The sequence below is a fragment of the Halomonas sp. C22 genome (assembly GCF_007655045.1).
Lineage (GTDB): Bacteria > Pseudomonadota > Gammaproteobacteria > Pseudomonadales > Halomonadaceae > Vreelandella > Vreelandella hamiltonii.
Genome location: NZ_VBVC01000002.1, coordinates 417,216 through 435,534, shown reverse-complemented (window position 1 = coordinate 435,534; position 18,319 = coordinate 417,216). Strand labels below are relative to the sequence as shown.

General features: G+C 60.6%; 13 protein-coding genes. 5 read left to right on the top strand and 8 right to left on the bottom strand.

Annotated features, from left to right (window positions below; translation table 11 throughout):
* Positions 1–115: 115 nt before the first annotated feature.
* Positions 116–2,191, bottom strand: coding sequence for a TonB-dependent siderophore receptor (locus tag FEU76_RS05260; RefSeq protein ID WP_144981000.1), 2,076 nt, complete (start codon positions 2,189–2,191; stop codon positions 116–118).
* Positions 2,192–2,299: 108 nt separating this feature from the next.
* Positions 2,300–3,229 (bottom strand): helix-turn-helix domain-containing protein, encoded by a 930-nt coding sequence (locus FEU76_RS05255; protein ID WP_144980997.1) that lies wholly within the window; start codon positions 3,227–3,229, stop codon positions 2,300–2,302.
* Between the two features lie 395 nt (positions 3,230–3,624).
* Here FEU76_RS05255 and FEU76_RS05250 point away from each other — a divergent pair, with 395 nt between their 5' ends.
* Positions 3,625–4,440 carry an alpha/beta fold hydrolase gene (locus FEU76_RS05250; protein ID WP_039174943.1) on the top strand — a complete coding sequence of 272 codons (816 nt, stop codon included), beginning with the start codon at positions 3,625–3,627 and terminating at the stop codon, positions 4,438–4,440.
* 24 nt (positions 4,441–4,464) lie between these two features.
* On the opposite strand, the gene speB is transcribed toward FEU76_RS05250, so the two are convergent.
* Complete coding sequence (gene speB, locus FEU76_RS05245) at positions 4,465–5,370, bottom strand: agmatinase (RefSeq protein ID WP_050980309.1); 906 nt, start codon at positions 5,368–5,370, stop codon at positions 4,465–4,467.
* A gap of 156 nt (positions 5,371–5,526) precedes the next feature.
* On the opposite strand from speB, the gene FEU76_RS05240 reads away from it, so the two are divergent.
* The 3 genes from FEU76_RS05240 to FEU76_RS05230 all read left to right on the top strand — a co-directional run bounded on the left by FEU76_RS05240 (position 5,527) and on the right by FEU76_RS05230 (position 9,681).
* Positions 5,527–6,450: a LysR family transcriptional regulator gene (locus FEU76_RS05240; RefSeq protein ID WP_144980995.1), complete on the top strand. Its 924-nt coding sequence runs from the start codon at positions 5,527–5,529 to the stop codon at positions 6,448–6,450.
* Between the two features lie 197 nt (positions 6,451–6,647).
* On the top strand, positions 6,648–8,219 hold the full coding sequence (locus tag FEU76_RS05235; RefSeq protein WP_039174944.1) for a Re/Si-specific NAD(P)(+) transhydrogenase subunit alpha: 1,572 nt from the start codon (positions 6,648–6,650) through the stop codon (positions 8,217–8,219).
* 16 nt (positions 8,220–8,235) lie between these two features.
* Entirely contained in the window at positions 8,236–9,681 is a 1,446-nt protein-coding gene (locus FEU76_RS05230) for an NAD(P)(+) transhydrogenase (Re/Si-specific) subunit beta (protein ID WP_039174945.1), read from the top strand.
* Between the two features lie 59 nt (positions 9,682–9,740).
* On the opposite strand, the gene FEU76_RS05225 is transcribed toward FEU76_RS05230, so the two are convergent.
* The 5 genes from FEU76_RS05225 to FEU76_RS05200 are packed head-to-tail and all read right to left on the bottom strand — an operon-like array spanning position 9,741 to position 15,576.
* Entirely contained in the window at positions 9,741–13,190 is a 3,450-nt protein-coding gene (locus FEU76_RS05225) for a pilus assembly protein (protein WP_260851356.1), read from the bottom strand.
* Complete coding sequence (locus tag FEU76_RS05215; protein WP_144980986.1) at positions 13,187–13,630, bottom strand: pilus assembly PilX family protein; 444 nt, start codon at positions 13,628–13,630, stop codon at positions 13,187–13,189. The genes FEU76_RS05225 and FEU76_RS05215 overlap by 4 nt, the downstream gene beginning before the upstream one ends.
* A 1-nt stretch (position 13,631) precedes the next feature.
* Complete coding sequence (locus tag FEU76_RS05210; protein ID WP_144980983.1) at positions 13,632–14,675, bottom strand: PilW family protein; 1,044 nt, start codon at positions 14,673–14,675, stop codon at positions 13,632–13,634.
* Between the two features lies 1 nt (position 14,676).
* Positions 14,677–15,084 (bottom strand): type IV pilus modification protein PilV, encoded by a 408-nt coding sequence (gene pilV / locus FEU76_RS05205; protein WP_144980980.1) that lies wholly within the window; start codon positions 15,082–15,084, stop codon positions 14,677–14,679.
* Positions 15,085–15,105: 21 nt separating this feature from the next.
* Complete coding sequence (locus FEU76_RS05200) at positions 15,106–15,576, bottom strand: GspH/FimT family protein (protein ID WP_144980977.1); 471 nt, start codon at positions 15,574–15,576, stop codon at positions 15,106–15,108.
* Positions 15,577–15,938: 362 nt separating this feature from the next.
* Here FEU76_RS05200 and katG point away from each other — a divergent pair, with 362 nt between their 5' ends.
* On the top strand, positions 15,939–18,092 hold the full coding sequence (gene katG / locus FEU76_RS05195) for a catalase/peroxidase HPI (RefSeq protein ID WP_144980974.1): 2,154 nt from the start codon (positions 15,939–15,941) through the stop codon (positions 18,090–18,092).
* Positions 18,093–18,319: the final 227 nt, after the last annotated feature.

Genomic DNA, 18,319 nt, shown 5'->3' with positions numbered 1-18,319 from the left:
GAGTGCCTGGCAGGGTGAGTTTGTTGCCTTGAAAGCAACACTCGATGATAGCGAGCGGCTGGATGTCTGACTGTCAGTCAGCCGCTCATGTCATGAGGCTGCGGGAGTGGGTCGTTCAGAACGAGTAGTGGAACGAGGCTGTGACGCTGCGCTCGGCACCGAAATAGCAGAAATTCAGGTCGTAGCAGGAGGCCACGTACTCTTTATCCAGCAGGTTGGTGGCATTGAGCCGCGCTGACATGTTGTCGAGGCCCACGCGACTCAGGTCATAGCCCAAGGTGGCATCGACCAGGGTGTAGTTGGGCACTTTTTCGGTGTTGGCATCATCGGCCTGGATATCTGCGTGGTAGCGAAAGCCAAGACCTGTGTCCACACCCGCCAAGGCACCTGACTGGAAGGTATAGTTGCCCCACACGGCCAACTGGTGGCGGGGAACCTGATTACTGCGGTTGCCTTCATTGGCATCGTCGGTCTTGGCTAACGTGACATCGGTGTGGCTGTAAGCAGCCTGCACGGAGAGGGCGTCGGTGAACCGATGGTGCGCCTCTAGCTCGACGCCACGGGACTCGATTCTGCCGGTGGCGCGATGGAAGGTTTCATTGGGCAGTTTGGTGGCCACATTCTCTTGGGTGATATCAAAGAGGGCAATGCTGTACTGGTCGCGAGTGCCAGGAGGTTGATACTTCACCCCCAGCTCCACCTGCTCGCCTTCGGACGGGGCCAGCAGGTCGCCGTTCTGGTCGGTAGTGCTGTTGGGGCTGAACGATGTGGTATAGCTAAGATAAGGCGCGACCCCGCTGTCGAAGCGATACAGCAGCCCGGCGCGGCCACTCGACTGGGTATCATTCAGTGAACTGGTGTCACCGCTGTCCTGGTCGGTATTGGTGATGTCGACCCAGTCGTGGCGCAAGCCCAGGTTGGCGTGCCAGTGGCCGTAGGACATCTGATCTTGTAGATAAACGCCGGTTTGCTCCAGCGCACGGTGCTGGCGCACCTCTGGGTACATGGCGCTGGGGCCTGCGCCGTAGGTTGGGTTGAACGCATCGATGGTCGGGAAGGCGCCTGAGGTCCAGGTCACGTCGTTGTCGCGTTGCTGATAGTCCAGGCCGAACAAGAGCGTATGGTTCAAAGCTCCGGTGGACAGCCTGGCTTCCAGCTGGTTGTCGACGGTGAGGGCATCAAGCGACTCGTCGCCGCCAGAGTAGTAGCGCGCGAGTTCGGTGGCCGAGGCCCAGCCAAAGGCATATACCTGATCCAGCTCGACATCGGTTTCGGTGTAGCGCAGCCGTTGGCGGGCGCTGAGTGCATCGCTGAAACGGTGCTCGAATTCGTAACCGACCATGGTTTGATCGCGGCGGAATTTTTCAAAGGTATCCTCGCCTTCGAAGAAGGCATTGGAGATACGTCGTCCGTTGCGGTCTACCACCGTGCCTTCGTAAGGAAGCCCAGAGTGATAGCCTCCTTCAGGGTCTCGCTGCAAGTAGGCATGGAGGTTCAGGCTGGTATCGTCGCTGATATCCCAGCTCAACTGCGGAGCAATGGCATAACGCTGCTCTTCGACAGGGCCAAACTGCGTGTCGGAAGCCCCCGCCAACCCCGTCAGGCGGAAAGCGACACGCCGTTCGGCATCCAGTGGGCCAGTCACGTCAAATGCGGCGCTACGCTGAGCGTTATTGCCCACGCGCAGTCGTAGCTCGCCGCCTGGTTCGAATTCGGGTCGACGACTGGTCTGGGCCACCAATCCCCCAGGCGAGGCGCGTCCGTAAAGCACGGAGGCAGGTCCCTTGACGACTTCGATGGCCTCTAGAAACCAAGGGTCGATGGAGAGTGAGCTATAGGAGCCTCCATCACTCATCACCTTCAACCCATCCAGGAACGTGTTGTTGATACTGCCGTCGGCGAAACCACGCAGCACCAGGTAGTCGTAGCGGTTGGAAGCACCGATCTGGTTGGTGAAGACGCCAGAAGTGTAGTCGGCTGCTCGCTGAACGGTTTCTGCGCCACGGGCCTCCCAATCGTCACGCTCGACCCGCGAAACCGCTTGTGGCGTCTCGATGAAAGGTGTGTCTGTCTTCGTGGCAGCGCTGGCGGTCACGGTGAGGGTTTCCAGCGATGTATCGGCCTGAAGCTGCATGGAAAGTGTGACGGAGGCCATGGCGACGGCTAGGGAAAGGCGATTTAACGGGGGCATGGATAATTCTCGACGTGAATTATTTTGGTAATGAGAATTATTCCATTTAAGCGTCCTGTTGGGTTATGCAAGCTGAGCAATTCGTTATGCATAGCCAGCAGGCGGCGCTCAAGGTGAGGGTTTCGTCAGAGCGCTTGGTGAAACGCCAAAAGCGCGCCGAAACGCGGTCGTAAAGTTGCTGGTATGACGATAACCGCTCAAGTGTGCTGCCTGCTGGATGGTGTGCCCATCGAGCAACAGTTTGCGGGCTCGGTTCAGGCGCAATCGGCGCAGGTAGTCGGTGGGTGAACAGCCATAAGCCAGCTTGAAGTGACGCACTAATGTACTGGGGCTCATGGCCGCCCTGGCGGCTAATACCTCTAGCCGATGCTCGCGCTCGGGGGATTCCTCCAGCAGGCGCCGAACAGCCGCTAAGCGGCCAGGAGAAGCCGTGGCCTGAAGCGGCGCTTGGTGGGGGCGGGAGAGCCCCTGAGCCATTAGCTGTAGGGCCAGCCCTTGGAAGAATAGGCGTCGGGCACGGCCCGTCAAGGGCGACTGAACGCCATGCTCCAACGACAGGTGCAGGGCAGGCGGCAGAGACCAGGTGATGGACTGGGTGGGCAGCGGCTCGCCGCACCACTGCTGCAAAGCAGTGGCATCAAGGGAGAGCGAGAGGGTGCGAAGCCTTTGCCCTTCTGGCTGGTAGGCGTCGAGAAAATGTTGGTCGCTCAGGCAGACAGTATGGGCTTGTCCTGCGGTCAGCCAGTGCCGTTCATTGTCGGTTCCCAGGCGTACACGCCCTTCGATCACGACGATGACCAGACATGCCGCCGTGCCCAGAGAGTGCGAGGCATAGGGGTGCACGACCTCGATGTCAGAGAGCACCAGCTTGACGCCAGGAAACAGCAGGCTTTCCTCGACTCGCCCTTGGGCGACAGGCAGCTGGCTGGCTCGCTCCAGTGGGTATGCCAACGCAGGAAAGCGGTATTCGATACAGTAGCGCTGGCCGTAATCGAGAAAATCTGCAACGGTGATCCGATCAATGGCAGCCCGGGTCATCTCGCTGTCTCCTGTCGGGGGCGATGCTTACCTTGGTCGAGAGGGCCAATGACGACAGTCTGGTCGGCACGTGTCATGGTGGGCAACGGATGAGGGCCACGCCCACGAAGCGATGGGAACGCATCGCTCGTAATGGTTCACCGATATTAATATTAATGCCAATCATTAACAATAACGACTGTTTTGCTTGTGCGGTGGGCCGAGGATATTTTCTCGTGGCAGGTGGTGGCTCGTGAGAAACAATCGTTCACGATTTCGGAGTGTCCATCGCCATTTCGTTATGTAACGATGGCACAGACGAGAGTATGAACGATGGCGGGCATGACCGGCAGGAAGGTGGATCAGGCCCTGGAGTGACCTTTGGTATGGCACGGTGTGCCACCAAGTGAGGACCTATGCTGACCAAAGAGCGGGTGATGTTTCGTAATAACGTCAAGATCCTGGGAAGCGGCGACACCACGCTGATCCTGGCCCATGGGTTTGGCTGCGATCAGAACATGTGGCAGTACCTGGTACCCAGGTTGAAAGATACCTATACCCTGGTGCTGTTCGACTACGTCGGGTCGGGGGATTCGCTGAAATCCGACTTCAACGAGGTTCGCTACAGTACGCTGGATGGCTATGCCCGAGATGTCATCGAAGTGTGTGAAGCGCTGGAATTGACCAACACCGTCTTTATTGGCCACTCCGTCAGCAGCAATATCGGTTTGCTGGCCGCCGCGCAGGCGCCTGAACGCATTACCCGGCAAGTGATGGTGTGCCCTTCACCGTGCTTTTTGAACATGCCCCCCGACTATTTCGGTGGGTTCGAAAAGGCCGACCTGGATGCGCTGATCGACTTGATGGAGAGCAGCCATACCGGCTGGGCCGAGTATTTGGCGCCTATCGTGGTGGGGGAAGAGGGCACTGAAGACCTCGTCGGCGAGCTGTCGGAGAGTTTCTGCTCCACCGATCCGACCGTGGCCAAGACCTTTGCCGTGGCAACGTTCTTTTCCGATTATCGTTACCTGTTGCCCATCTCGGAACACCCGACGCTGATCCTGCAAAGCGAAGATGACAAGCTGGCCAGCGTGGCCGTGGGCGAGTTCGTGCATCAGCTGATGCCCAACAGCCAGCTTTGCGTCATGCCGACCAAAGGGCATTGTATTCACATGACCCACCCGGACGCCGTCGCCGAGCAGGTCATTCGCTGGCTGAACAAAGCTGCCTGAGCGATGGCCCAGGCGGCTTTGCCATCACTTGACGGGCTTGGAAGCCGCCAGCGTGTAGAGGAATTCCAGCCCTAACGTGGCGGCGGCCAGCGAGGTAATGTCGCCGTGATCATAGGCCGGATTGACTTCCACCAGGTCCATGCCCACCAGCTCCATGCCGACCATGCCGCGAACCACCTTGAGCATCAGGTCCGTGGAGAGACCACCGCACACGGGGGTGCCGGTGCCGGGCGCAAAGGCCGGGTCGAGGCCGTCGATATCCAGCGTCACGTAGGCGGGGTGATGACCTACCCGCGCGCGAATGCGCTCCAGCACTGCCGCCGGGCCGTGGTCGTTCACCCAGTCGGCGTCCAGCACCTCGTAAGGGTGGTTGTGGCGGTCATAGCTGGTACGAATACCAATCTGCAGTGAATGCTCCGGGACGACCAGGCCTTCCTTCAGTGCATGATGGAAGATGGTGCCGTGATCATAGCGTGTGCCTTGCTCGTAAGTATCGGTGTGAGCATCGAAATGAATCAGCGCCAGCGGGCCGTGTTCACGGGCATGGGCACGCAGCAGCGGCAGGCTGATGTAGTGGTCGCCGCCCAGCGTCAGCATCTTTTTACCCGCTTTCAGCCAGCGCATGGCGTGGCTTTCCAGGTTGTCGATCAGGCTTTCTGGTTCGCCATAGGCGTAGTCCAGGTTGCCGGCATCGCACACCCGCAGGCGCTCTTCCAACGCAAAATCCCACGGCCAGCGCTTGCCTTCCCAAATCAGGTTGGCCGTGCTTTGGCGAATCGCATTAGGCCCCATGCGCGTGCCCGAGCGGCCGGAGCAGGCCAGATCAAACGGCACACCGCTGACCACGACCTCGGCGTCGGTAGCGCTTGGGTCGGTGGCTTTGGGTACCCCCATGAAGGTGGAGATGACGTCACCAAACAGGCTCGGCATGATCTGCGATGGGTTCACCTAATGTGTTCTCCTATCAGCGTGCAGCGGGGGAAACGTGGTTCGCGAGGCGAGAAAGCGCGACGATAAGGAATTTTTGGCGATGAATGAAATGAATGTTTAGAATGAAATCATTCATCTTATGGATAGTGAGCCCTCATGCGTTCGTTACGCCATTTTGACCTGAATTTGCTGCTCGTCTTCGAGATGCTGATGCGCGAGCGCCATGTCACCCGTGCGGCGGAAAAGCTCCATTTGAGCCAGCCTGCCCTGAGTCATGCGCTCAAGCGCCTGCGTGAAGCGTTGGATGACCCGCTGCTGGTGCGTTCCGGGCAAGGGCTGCAGCCGACCCCCCGTGCCTTGGCACTGTTGCCGGTCGTGCAGCAATCCCTGGCCGCCCTGCAGGCGGGGCTGGCGCCCCCCGCGACCTTTGCAGCCGCCACCAGTACGCGGCGCTTCACCCTGGCCACCACGGATTATTTCGAGGAGGTCATGTACCCGGCGTTTTTGAGCCAGCTGCTGCGCAGTGCGCCCGGTCTCAGTTTTTCGATAGAGCTGATTACCCCCGACGTGCTGAACGAGGCGCTGGAGCAGCGCCAGGTGGATATGGTGGTGGGGCTGGATCGCCAATCGTCGCTGCCCAGTGGCGTGGTGCAAACCCCCTGGCTGCATGAGGAGCTGGTGTGCCTGGTGGCGCAGCACAACCCCCACGTGGGGGATGCGCTGGCGCTGGAGGCGTTTGCTCAGCTGGCGCACGTCGAGTTGGCCGACATCAGCGGCTTGCTGCCCAGCCCCATCGAGAACTGCCTGGCTCAGCACGGGTTGACGCGCCGTGTCATCTCCAAGAACTTGAACTACATTGCCGCTGCCCGCGTGGTCGCCCTCACCGATGCCATCATGACCCTGCCACGCCAGATGGCCGAGCGCTTCGTGGCCATGCTGCCGGTACGCATGGTGACGCCGCCCGCCGCGCTGCCCGCCCTCACCATGACGCTGATCCAGCATCAGCTTTACCTCAATGCCCCAGCCAACGTGTGGCTCACCGATCAACTGATGGCCTTTGCCAGCAGCGGCACCCGCTAGCAGTGCCCCAGGATGTCGTCGCTCTACAACCGGGTTGAATCGAAGGTTGAATGGCCACTGGCGGGCCTGGCGTTAGATCCTAAACTGCTAACGAGCAACGCCATGACGTTGCCATGACACGACGGCGTACCCGCTTCTGAGGTTGGCAATACACGGGGAGAGGCGTGCGCAGGGCGGGCTAACCAGGGAGAACGCGTGTGAAAATAGGCGCACCAAAAGAGAGTGCTAAAGGCGAGGCGCGGGTCGCGCTGACGCCGGACAGCGCACAGCAGCTCCACAAGCTGGGCCATGAGTGCCTGGTAGAAGCGGGTGCGGGGGCCGGGGCTGGGTTCAGTGATGAGGCGTACCGGGCGGCGGGCGTCACCGTGGTCGAACATGCCGAGGCGCTATGGCAAGAAGCCGACGTGGTCGTCAAGGTACGGGAGCCCTCCGAGCAAGAAGCGCAGCGGCTGCGCGAAGGCCAAACGCTGATCGCGTTCTTCTGGCCAGCCCAACACGCAGCGCTGCTGGAAACCTGCAAAGCCCAAGGCGCCACCGTGATCGCCATGGACATGGTGCCGCGTATTTCTCGGGCCCAGAAGATGGATGCGCTCTCTTCCATGGCCAACATTGCGGGCTATCGGGCGGTGATCGAGGCGGGCAACAATTTTGGCCGCTTCTTTACTGGCCAGGTGACCGCTGCGGGCAAGGTGCCCCCTGCCAAGGTGCTGGTGATCGGGGCGGGCGTGGCGGGGTTGGCGGCAATCGGTACCGCTACCAGCCTGGGCGCCGTGGTGCGTGCCTTCGATGTGCGCCCGGAAGTTTCCGAGCAGATCGAGTCCATGGGCGCCGAGTTTCTGTTCCTCGATTTCGAAGACGCCCAGGACGGCGCGGAAAGCGGTGGCTATGCTTCGCCCTCCAGCCCCGAGTTTCGGGAAAAGCAGCTGGCATGTTTCCGCGCGCAGGCGCCCGAGGTGGACATCGTCATCACCACGGCGCTGATTCCCGGAAAACCCGCGCCCAAACTGTGGTTGGACGACATGGTGGCGGCCATGAAACCCGGCTCGGTGATCGTCGATCTGGCCGCCGAAAAGGGCGGCAACTGCGACCTCACCCAGCCCGATGCGCGCGTAGTGAGCGATAACGGCGTAGTGGTGATTGGCTATACCGACTTCCCCTCACGCATGGCCACCCAGGCGTCGCTGCTGTATGCCACCAACATTCGCCATATGCTCAGTGACTTGACGCCGGAGAAGGATGGCGTGCTCCACCACAATATGGATGACGACGTGATTCGTGGGGCCACGGTGACCCATCAGGGGGAAATCACCTTTCCGCCACCCCCGCCCAAGGTCAAAGCCATTGGCGCGGCCAAGCCGAAGAAGAAAGAGAAGCAGCCCTCGCCGGAAGAGAAGAAGGCCACCGAACAGGCGGCCTTCAAAGCACAGACCAAACGCCAGGTCGGCCTGTTGGCGGCAGGCGGTGCCATGATGCTGCTGCTGGGGCAAGTCGCGCCAGCGTCGTTCATGCAGCATTTCATCGTCTTCGTGCTGGCCTGCTTCATTGGCTTCCAGGTGATCTGGAACGTGAGCCACTCGCTGCATACGCCTCTCATGGCGGTGACCAATGCCATTTCCGGGATCATCATCCTGGGGGCCATCCTGCAGATGGGGTCGGGGAGCGGGGTGGTGAGCGTACTGGCGGCGATTTCGGTACTGATCGCGTCTATCAATATCGTGGGTGGCTTCCAGGTGACACGCCGGATGCTGGCCATGTTCCAGAAATCCTGAGCGGCGGAGAAACGATATGCTAGGACAAGGGTTCGTATCTGCCGCGGCCATTGCGGCCAGCGTGCTGTTCATTCTTTCGTTGGGTGGGCTGAGCAACCAGGAAAAGGCCAAACGTGCCGTATGGTACGGCATCGTCGGGATGGCAGTGGCGGTGCTGTTCACCGCCTTCGGCCCCGGTATTGGCGGCTATGGGTGGCTGATCCCGATGATGGTGATCGGCGCCGGGATAGGGATTTACGTGGCGGGCAAGGTCGAGATGACCGAAATGCCTCAGCTGGTCGCGGCGCTGCACAGCTTTGTCGGGTTGGCGGCGGTGTTCGTGGCCTGGAGTGCCGACCTGGAGCGTCGCCGGGTGATGGCCGCGCGGGCTGCCGATGGCGTGATGCAGGAGTTTTCTGCGTTTGCTGCGCTGGTGGCCACCAAGGCACCGGACGAGCTGACCTTTCTACAGATCGAGGTCGTGTTCGCCATCTTCATCGGCGCGGTGACCTTTACCGGCTCCGTGGTGGCCTTTGGCAAACTGGCTGGCAAGGTGGATGGCAAACCTCGCCAACTGCCCGGTGGGCATAGGCTCAATGCCGGGGCGGCGGCGCTGTCGCTCTTGCTGGCGATCCTGTACCTCAATGGCGCGGGCTTCTGGACACTGCTCCTGCTGGCGGCACTGGCGTTCTTCATTGGCTACCATCTGATCATGGGCATCGGCGGGGCGGACATGCCCGTGGTGGTGTCGATGCTCAACAGCTACTCCGGCTGGGCGGCGGCGGCAGTGGGCTTCACCCTCTCCAATGACCTGTTGATCGTGACCGGGGCCCTGGTGGGCTCCTCCGGGGCCATTCTCTCCTACATCATGTGCAAGGCGATGAACCGCAACTTCATCAGCGTGATTCTGGGGGGCTTTGGGGGCACTCAGGGGCCTGCCGCCGAGATCGAAGGCGAGCAGGTGGCCATCGATGCCAGCGGCGTTGCCTCGGCCTTGAACGACGCCGACAGTGTCATCATCGTGCCCGGGTACGGTATGGCCGTGGCGCAGGCGCAGGCGGCGGTCAGCGACCTGGTACGCAAGCTGCGCGCTGCGGGTAAAACCGTGCGTTTTGCGATTCATCCGGTGGCTGGGCGTTTGCCGGGCCACATGAACGTGCTGCTGGCGGAAGCCAAGGTGCCCTACGATATCGTGCTGGAAATGGACGAAATCAACGACGACTTCGCCACCACCGACGTGGTCATCGTCATCGGCTCCAACGACATCGTGAACCCCGCCGCCGAAGAGGACCCCAATAGCCCCATCGCGGGCATGCCGGTACTCAAGGTGTGGGAAGCCAAGCAGGTGTTCGTCAGCAAGCGTGGCCAAGGCACCGGCTACTCGGGCATCGAGAACCCGCTGTTCTTCAAGGAGAACACGCGAATGTTCTACGGCGATGCACGGGATAGCGTGAATGCCCTGCTACCGCTGGTCGAAGGATGAGTGACGCTGGAAGATGAACTCGGGGAGCCCATGGGCTCCCCGATTTGTTGGCAGGTTGGTCAGCCGTCGGTCTCTTCGTCGGTGAGCTGCCGCCAGGCGCGACGGCCCAGGTGGTCGGCGTTGAAGCCGATGGTGATGGAACCATCGCCATTGGGAGATGCGCTGGGATCGTCGGGGTTACCCACGAACAGGCGCTCTACCTGGCCATCGTTGACTCCGACCAGCCGCTCGCCGGTACCTGCCTGAAGGCCTGTGATGGCATCGCCGTTGATGGTGGCGTCGCTGTCTGGCTGACCATCGCCTTTGAAGTCGAAGGTGGTCATGCCACCACTGCCGCCGGTATCGGCCAGCAAGGACATGAAGAAGCCTTCCCGGCCGCCGCCGCAGGGGTCGGATTCATCGGGGAGCAGCGTCGAGAAGCGAACACGGCGCGGCAGGCTGCTCGAAATCGAGGGTGCAGCAATCACGCGCTCGCCGGGAGGCAGTTCGATGCGCCAGCCGCGCTGGTTACTGGAAGGCGCAAGGTTGGTGCTCGCCCGCAGGTTGAAGCCATCTCGCGACGCATTGCCGCTAATGCGCTGGGTCAACAGGTCCGATGTGCCATAGGTCGTCGTGCGGCCGACACGGTCCTGAATGCCCAGAAACTGCTGCGTGGCATTGTTGCCAATGTCGCCCGAGCGGAAATAGCTGCCGGTGCCGAACATGACCATCAGCGTATCGGGGGAGCCGCTGCTCAGCGTCACCGCTGGGGCAGAGGTAATGGGCTGGCTGGCGCTGCCCTGGTAAAGCCGATTGACGCTGCTGCCTGCCGTAAGCGGGAAGCGCCACATATTGCCTGCCAGGTCGCCGGCGTAAGCAAAGCGTGCACCGTTGTAGCTGGGCCAGGCCGTGACGGTGGGCGTTGCCAAACCGTTGGGGGCCGCTTCGCTACCGGTGTTGGTTTTGAGATGCGCAATGAGGCGCCCGGTCGTGAGGTTGACCACAAACAGCGAGGCCTGATAGCCAACGCTGTTGTAGCCATTGCCGAAGATGGCCGCCCAGGTGCCGTCGGTGAGCTGGGTGATGGTGGGCTGGCTGACCCCTGTACCCAGTTCCGGATGGCGGAACTCCCAGAGCACGCTGTTGGCTCCCATGTTGGCGGGGTTGCTCACATCCAGTGCAAACACCGTACGGCCACCTGCACCCATGGTGCCGACGGCAACGGCTGAAGGCCCACCGGAAATGTTGACGTCGCGAACGGCTGGGGTGCCGTCGACGAAGTAGCGGTGGTTATAGTCGGTACGCGTCAGGGAGCGGATGGGCGGCGCTTCCCCTTGTGTCAACTCTGACGGCAGATACGCGAATAGCTCCTGTCCCGTGTTGGCATGAAAACCATGCAGCATGCCGTCGTTGGCGGCCACCATCAGCAGCGGCGGGCGGCTGCCAGCCCCTTGCAGAAGCACCGGATTGGCGTTGATGATATCGCCCAGCAACGACTGCCGAGTGCGTAACCCCTGCACGTTTTCGCCCTGCAGCCAGCGCACCTCGGCGCTGGTCAGGCCGCTGGTCTCTGCGCTGAGCAGGGCGCCTGCGCGGCTGCCGTTTTCCAGCCGTCGAGTCGTCAGCAAACGGCGGTTGCCTGCCTGCTGGGCAAGCTGCGTTTCGGCATTCCAGCGGCTGCTCCTGCTGCCATCTGCTTGAACGGCAAAAGCCGCCAGGCGGCCTGACCAGTCCTCGCTTCTAAACCCCGCCGTATAGAGCAGATTGCCGTCTTCCACGCCGAATTCGTCGCTGTTGACTGCCGCCGAGGTATTGGATTGAGACGCGGCGATGATGCTGCCCAGCACCTGCTGCATCACCTGATTCAACGAGGCTTCGTCGTTGGCAAAGTAGGCACGCTCGGTGCCTCCGGCGCGGGCCAGGTCGCCCAGCGGGTCGTCCGAGACATTGGGGAGGTTGGCGATGTCCGGCGGCAGGTTGAAGCCGACTACATAGGTGCGCACAGGGTTCGAGAGCTGTGCCCCCGTGTCGTCATAAAGCCGTTTGATGGCCGCTTCTGCGCTGGCCAATGCGCCACTGACGTTGTTGCCCAGCGAGTTGCCAAAGCGGTCCACTGAAGGTAAGCCATCGGTCAGCCAGATATTGGCATTGATCAAGCACTGCTGGGCGTCGGGATTATTGAGGTTGGGAATCGAGATGCCTGCACGGCGCCCCTGGTTGGTGCCAAACGCACTGCCGCTGCCACTGTTGTTCAAGAAGTAATCACGCGCGGTGTACATGGTGCCTTCGATAGGCGTCAGGCCGGTTGCCAGCAGTGGCCAACTGGGGTCGGTCATGGGGTTGCCGCTACCGTTCCACTCGTGGCGCTGGGTGCCCAGCTTGGTCTCGATCGCCTCCCAATGGACTGCGTTTACCGTGCCGTCGTTATTGAGCCCACCAATGGGCACGTGCAGGTAGCCTAGCCCTGGGGACGAGGTCGTCCGCCACTCCCACTGGTTGAGCTGCATGGAGGCCGTGTGTGCCCCCCAGTTGGGGATGCCCCGCTGACGCAGGCTGTCGACCAGCGGCAGGGTGAAATTCGAGTTCACCGGGTTGCTGTAGGAAACGCCGTCACCAATGGAGGGCGAGTTCGAACCGCCCGTGGTCAAGCCACGGTAGCGCTCGGACAATTGATCGGACGTGGCCGTCGGGTTGGAGATGCGCCGCCAGTACTCGGTCACATCATTGCGCGGTAGGCCGGTCGAGAAATTTTCCTCGAACATGTAGCCAGGCACGCCCACGTTGAAGAACGCATAGATATTGGTGCCAGGCAGTCTGGCCCGATAGCGCTTGGTCGTGGCATTCCATGCCCCGTCAAAGTTCGGGTCGTACCAGCTGGGGTTGGCATTGCTGGAGTAACGTGCCGCCAGGCCGCGCTCGGTGAGTCGCCATACGACGGTGCTGCCACTAAAGGCTGCGTCGCGCGTACGCGAGGCGGGGTTTTGCTGGTAGGCCATCAGCCCCAGGTTCAAGTCGCCACGGTAACGCTCGATCAGGTCGCGGCCTACGCGCTTCATGATGCTCGACTTGCTCAGCGGCGAGCGTGCGCCAGCGGGGCACGCGGAAGCATTGAACGTATTGGGTTGGCAGGCCGCCAGGTTTTCACGATCGCCAGGCTGGTTGCCCACGGCGACCCGGCCATCCAAGCCCTCCTGGCCACTTTCCGAGTTGTCCAGGATCAGCAGAACGTTGGGGGGAACGCGGCTCACCACGTTCAAAGGTGCCGGAGAAACACCGACCCGGTCATTGGGAATATCGAAATTTTCATCGATAGGGTCGTCGCCACCGCCACCAATGGGAGGCTCTGGTTCCGGTGGTGGGGTTGGCTCAGGTTCAGGTTCAGGCTCAGGCGTTGGTTCGGGCTCGGTGGGGGGCGTCGGCGTTGGGTCGGTGGGCGGAGGAAAGGTACCCGCACCAAAGGCAGGCTGCCCCAGTGCGCCGAAGGTAAGCGCCGTGGTGAGCATGAATACAGCAAAGGATCTTTGGGTCATGGAACTGCCACCTCCACCTGCTGCTGACGAACGAACAAGGATTCCAGCCAGACACTCGTGTCTTCACCACGACCAAACCCCTGTGCCTCGACGCGGTATAGAATTTCGATGATTTCACCACTCTCATTGCTGGAGCGTGAGCCGATGGGTGCGAGCATGCGTACGCGGTAGCGTGGGTTGCGGTTGAGTTCAGCCATGTTCATTGCATGGGTCGTCCATGCTGCCGAAGGATCGTTGCCGTTTTGCAAGCGTGTCTCGGCTTCTCGCAAGGCAGCCTCGGCTGCCTGAAAGGCAATGCTGTGGTCGCGTTGGCTGGAGGCCATGCGGTCCTGTGTCATGGCCCCTTGCATGGACGAAAGGCTCAGTATCGTCACGATGGCCAGGAAAATCAGGCTGAGCACCAGCGCCATGCCTTGCTGTGGGTGGCCTCGCGTCGACATGTCAGCGGTTCCTCAAGGCGATGGTGGTGGTGAACGCCTGATACAGTCGCCCTTCACCGCCGATAAAGGCGTTGGCGCCTCGGAAGTTGCCTACGGCCAGGGTGGTGTCGGCATTGCGCAGGTTGGGCCGGTCGCTTTGCACGATCAGGGTAATGCGTACCGCCCGTACGGCGGGCCATTGGGCATCGTCGATGTCATCCGCTGCGAGATAGTCATCGTCCACCAGAAACGCTGTCCGCATGGCCACCACATGGCTGGCCAAGATTTCATTGCGTGGCGTGGCTTGACTGATATCCAGCCGCATCAGCGCTGGAGTGTCATTGTTGTCCGGGTCAAGGCCCAGGTAGTAGATGGCACTGCCCAGCGCGCTCAGCGATACGTCTTGCCCTGACTGATAGCCGAGCCCGCTGGCAGCACCCCAAAGGCTGGTATTGGCCGCTACGTTACTCTGCCAACCCGAGGTGCTGGCTTTTCGCAGTACGCTAGTATCATTAGCATTATTGGAGGTGTTATAGAAAATATCGCAGTTCAACAGGCCCTGCAGCAGCACCAGCCGTTGATTGAACACGGCACCTGTTTGCGCGTTCAAGGTGATCTGTTGATTGCTGTCGACGCTGGCGATCTCCAAGGAGTCATCGGCAAAGCCAGTGCGGGCAATCAGGCCGCCTCGAAACGCCAGCACGTCCTGGTTGGCCAGCGGGCTATTCAAGCTGTCGGCAAAATCGGCGTTGGAGATATCCCGCCATGCCTGTAGCGGCAGGGGCGCGCTGCTGGCATCGGCAATGTTGCGTACGTGCACGGTGGTTTGCGGCAAGGCGCAGCCGCCGCTGTAGTCGGTTTGGCGCAATTCGCGTGACAGCGTATCCAGGGCAAATCGGCCTGTGTCCTGCATATCGGCCAGGGCCGTCTGGAAGCGAAAGCTCTGCTGCGACGAAATGAACAGCTGCGTCGCCCCCGCCATGACCAGAAGGCCAATGACCATGGCCACCAGCAGCTCGACCAGCGTAAAACCCGCCTGGGTTTGAGGGGGAGTGACATGGCTCACGCTAGAGCTCCGATACCAGTTGGATTTGCCGAACGTCGTCGGGGGCGGAGGTATCGTCCCAGCGCACCGTGACACTGACGCGACGATTGGCCACCTCGATGCCGCCTTCGCCACCGGGCAGTGCTGCGGCCAGGTCCTCTACCCACTGTGTCTGGTCACGGCCGGGAAGGCCGCTCCCTCCGGGGGCGCTGCCTAATCCCAGCGTGTAGGAGGGGGCTTGTTCGCGATTGGCACGCACTCTGTCCAGCATGTCTTGTGCCATGTTGGTGGCCTGGGTTTCGAAATAAGCGGCGCGGTTATGCACCAGGGATTGGGTTTGTAGCCCCAGTACACCCAACAGGCCGATCGACAGCACCAGCAGGGCAATCAACGATTCCAGCAGTGAAATACCGCTTTGGGCCTTGGGCATCAGGTCATACTCGACGTTGAGTTAGTCACAGACTTGCCGCTGGGTCAGCACCCGGGAGATTCCGCTAGGCTCCACACGCACGCAGCGGCCGATATCACCCAGCGTTAGCGAGACATTCTGAGAGGTAAAGTCGGCACCCACCAACCGCCCCAGGCTGTTGAACCTGAAATTCGCTGGCGCATCTTCGATCGTCAGGTCCGCCGCAGAGGGCTCCCAGCGGCGCAGGCTTTCACCGTTGGCGATCACTTCCCAACCCGTGCTCCACCCTCCGGCGGTAGGCTGCAGGCGAACTGTCTGATTACGTCGTACGGCCTCGCTGCGCGCAAAGCTCAGCGCTATCTTGTAATCGTTGGTCGTCGTGATGACCCGATTCTCCTGGATGATTCTGGCGAAGCTGGGAACCGCGATGGTGGCCAGCGTGGCAAACAGGGCAAGCGCGACCAGCAATTCCAGCAAGGTAAAGCCGGTGGAGAGACGTTTTGTCGTCAGCATGCAGTGCTACTCTGATAGTCGAAAGGCCGAGTACCACCTGACCAGATTCATCATATCGTTGTTTGATTTTACGTCATGAAAGTATAGCGTTAATAGGGGGACGGGCACGAACCCTGAACGTGGGTATCGGTCATCCTCGTCAACGCTCGTATAAGGGGTATCGACGTAAAGGCCAAAATATTCAATAGTCGAGAGCTATTGAATTGGTCAGAAAATGCAAATTGTGGCTATCGGTAAGGTGCTATAAAACTGTGACACATCAATAATGCATCCGAGGCGCCAGCAATCATCGCCTTCAGCGCAGATGCACTGTACTTGTTCCCTTGGTCATTCCAAGGCATAGAGCAATAAGGGAGAGAGCTATGAGCGGTAAATGTCCTGTCATGCATGGCGGCAACACATCGACTGGTACTTCCAACAAGGACTGGTGGCCGGAAGGGTTGAACCTGGATATCTTGCATCAGCAAGATCATAAATCAGACCCGATGGGCGCAGACTTCAACTACCGTGAAGAAGTGCGCAAGCTCGACTTCGACGCATTGAAAAAAGACGTTCATGCGCTGATGACCGATAGCCAGGAGTGGTGGCCAGCCGACTGGGGCCACTATGGTGGCTTGATGATTCGTATGGCGTGGCACTCCGCAGGCACCTACCGTATCGCCGATGGCCGTGGGGGCGGTGGCACTGGCAGCCAGCGCTTTGCGCCGCTCAACTCCTGGCCGGACAACGTCAGCCTGGACAAGGCGCGTCGTCTGCTGTGGCCGATCAAGAAAAAGTACGGCAACAAGATCAGCTGGGCCGACCTGATGATCCTGGCAGGTACCGTGGCCTATGAGTCCATGGGTCTGCCCTCCTACGGCTTCTCGTTTGGCCGTGCGGACATCTGGGAGCCGGAAAAAGACATCTATTGGGGCGACGAGAAAGAGTGGCTGGCGCCCTCCGACGAGCGCTACGGCGATGTCGACAAGCCCGAGACCATGGAAAACCCGCTGGCGGCCGTTCAGATGGGGCTTATCTATGTGAACCCGGAAGGCGTGAATGGCCAGCCCGACCCGCTGAAAACCGCCCGGCAAGTGCGCGAAACCTTTGCTCGCATGGCGATGAACGACGAAGAAACGGCCGCGCTGACGGCGGGTGGCCATACGGTGGGCAAGGCCCACGGTAATGGCGATGCCGGTGCGCTGAGTGCCGAGCCCGAAGCGTCCGACGTCGAAAATCAGGGCTTTGGCTGGAACAACCCGCACATGGACGGTAAAGCCAGCAAGGCGGTCACGTCGGGCATCGAAGGGGCGTGGACCACTCACCCGACGAAATTCGACATGGGTTACTTCGACCTGCTGTTCGGCTACGAGTGGGAGCTGAGAAAGAGCCCCGCCGGTGCCCATCAGTGGGAGCCGATCGATATCAAAGAAGAAGACAAGCCGGTCGACGCCACCGACCCCTCCATTCGCCATAACCCGATCATGACCGATGCGGACATGGCGATGAAGATGGACCCGACGTATCGCGCCATCTGTGAAAAATTCATGGCGGACCCGGAGTACTTCAAGCAGACCTTCGCAAAGGCCTGGTTCAAGCTGACCCACCGCGACCTGGGCCCGAAAGCGCGCTACATCGGCCCGGAAGTACCGGCGGAAGACCTGATCTGGCAAGACCCGGTGCCCGCAGGCAACACCGACTACTGTGAAGAAGTCGTCAAGCAGAAGATTGCGGCCAGCGGTTTGTCCATCGGCGAGATGGTCGCGACGGCTTGGGACAGTGCCCGTACCTACCGTGGTTCCGACATGCGCGGTGGCGCCAACGGCGCGCGTATTCGTCTGGCACCGCAAAAGGATTGGCAGGGTAACGAGCCCGAGCGTTTGGCCAAAGTGCTCAGCGTTTACGAGCAGATTTCAGCCGACACCGGTGCCAGCGTGGCGGATATCATCGTGCTGGCGGGTAGCGTCGGTATCGAGCAAGCTGCCAAGGCGGCGGGCTACGATATCCGTGTGCCCTTCCTGAAAGGCCGTGGCGACACCACTGACGAGCTGACCGATGCGGACTCCTTCGCACCGCTGGAGCCGCTGGCCGATGGCTTCCGCAACTGGCAGAAGAAAGAGTACATCGTGAAGCCGGAAGAGATGTTGCTCGACCGTGCGCAGCTGATGGGCCTGACAGGCCCGGAAATGACCGTGCTGCTGGGTGGCATGCGTGTGCTGGGCACCAACTACGGTGGCACCAAGCACGGCGTCTTCACGGACCGTGAAGGCCAGTTGACCAACGACTTCTTCGTCAACCTGACCGACATGGCCAACACCTGGAAGCCGGTGGGCAGCAACGCCTACGAAATTCGCGACCGCAAGACCGGTGCCGTGAAATGGACCGCCTCGCGGGTGGATCTGGTGTTTGGCTCCAACTCGCTGCTGCGCTCCTACGCCGAAGTGTATGCCCAGGACGATAACGCCGAGAAATTCGTCAAGGATTTCGTGGCCGCCTGGACGAAGGTGATGAATGCGGATCGCTTTGACGTCGCGTAATCACTATTAGTGCCAGCAAAAACCCCGCATCTCAAGATGCGGGGTTTTTGCTATCTGCAGCCCTCGAGTCTTTACGTGCCAAAGTCCTTTCTGAGGTGCTCTGAACATGCTACGGCCAACAGGCATATCAAGAAATCCTCTGCAGCGGATAATTGCGAAAAATCCTTTATAGGGGATAAAATGCGGTTTATCCGCTAAAGGGGATAGATCCAAGGAATCGTCCTGAG

Excerpts from the sequence above, each read along its gene's own strand:
- FEU76_RS05260 (WP_144981000.1), bottom strand. The coding sequence starts at position 2,191 with ATGCCCCCGTTAAATCGCCTTTCCCTAGCCGTCGCCATGGCCTCCGTC.
- FEU76_RS05255 (WP_144980997.1), bottom strand. The coding sequence starts at position 3,229 with ATGACCCGGGCTGCCATTGATCGGATCACCGTTGCAGATTTTCTCGAT.
- FEU76_RS05250 (WP_039174943.1), top strand. The coding sequence starts at position 3,625 with ATGCTGACCAAAGAGCGGGTGATGTTTCGTAATAACGTCAAGATCCTG.
- speB (WP_050980309.1), bottom strand. The coding sequence starts at position 5,370 with ATGCCGAGCCTGTTTGGTGACGTCATCTCCACCTTCATGGGGGTACCC.
- FEU76_RS05240 (WP_144980995.1), top strand. The coding sequence starts at position 5,527 with ATGCGTTCGTTACGCCATTTTGACCTGAATTTGCTGCTCGTCTTCGAG.
- FEU76_RS05230 (WP_039174945.1), top strand. The coding sequence starts at position 8,236 with ATGCTAGGACAAGGGTTCGTATCTGCCGCGGCCATTGCGGCCAGCGTG.
- FEU76_RS05225 (WP_260851356.1), bottom strand. The coding sequence starts at position 13,190 with ATGACCCAAAGATCCTTTGCTGTATTCATGCTCACCACGGCGCTTACC.
- FEU76_RS05215 (WP_144980986.1), bottom strand. The coding sequence starts at position 13,630 with ATGTCGACGCGAGGCCACCCACAGCAAGGCATGGCGCTGGTGCTCAGC.
- pilV (WP_144980980.1), bottom strand. The coding sequence starts at position 15,084 with ATGCCCAAGGCCCAAAGCGGTATTTCACTGCTGGAATCGTTGATTGCC.
- FEU76_RS05200 (WP_144980977.1), bottom strand. The coding sequence starts at position 15,576 with ATGCTGACGACAAAACGTCTCTCCACCGGCTTTACCTTGCTGGAATTG.
- katG (WP_144980974.1), top strand. The coding sequence starts at position 15,939 with ATGAGCGGTAAATGTCCTGTCATGCATGGCGGCAACACATCGACTGGT.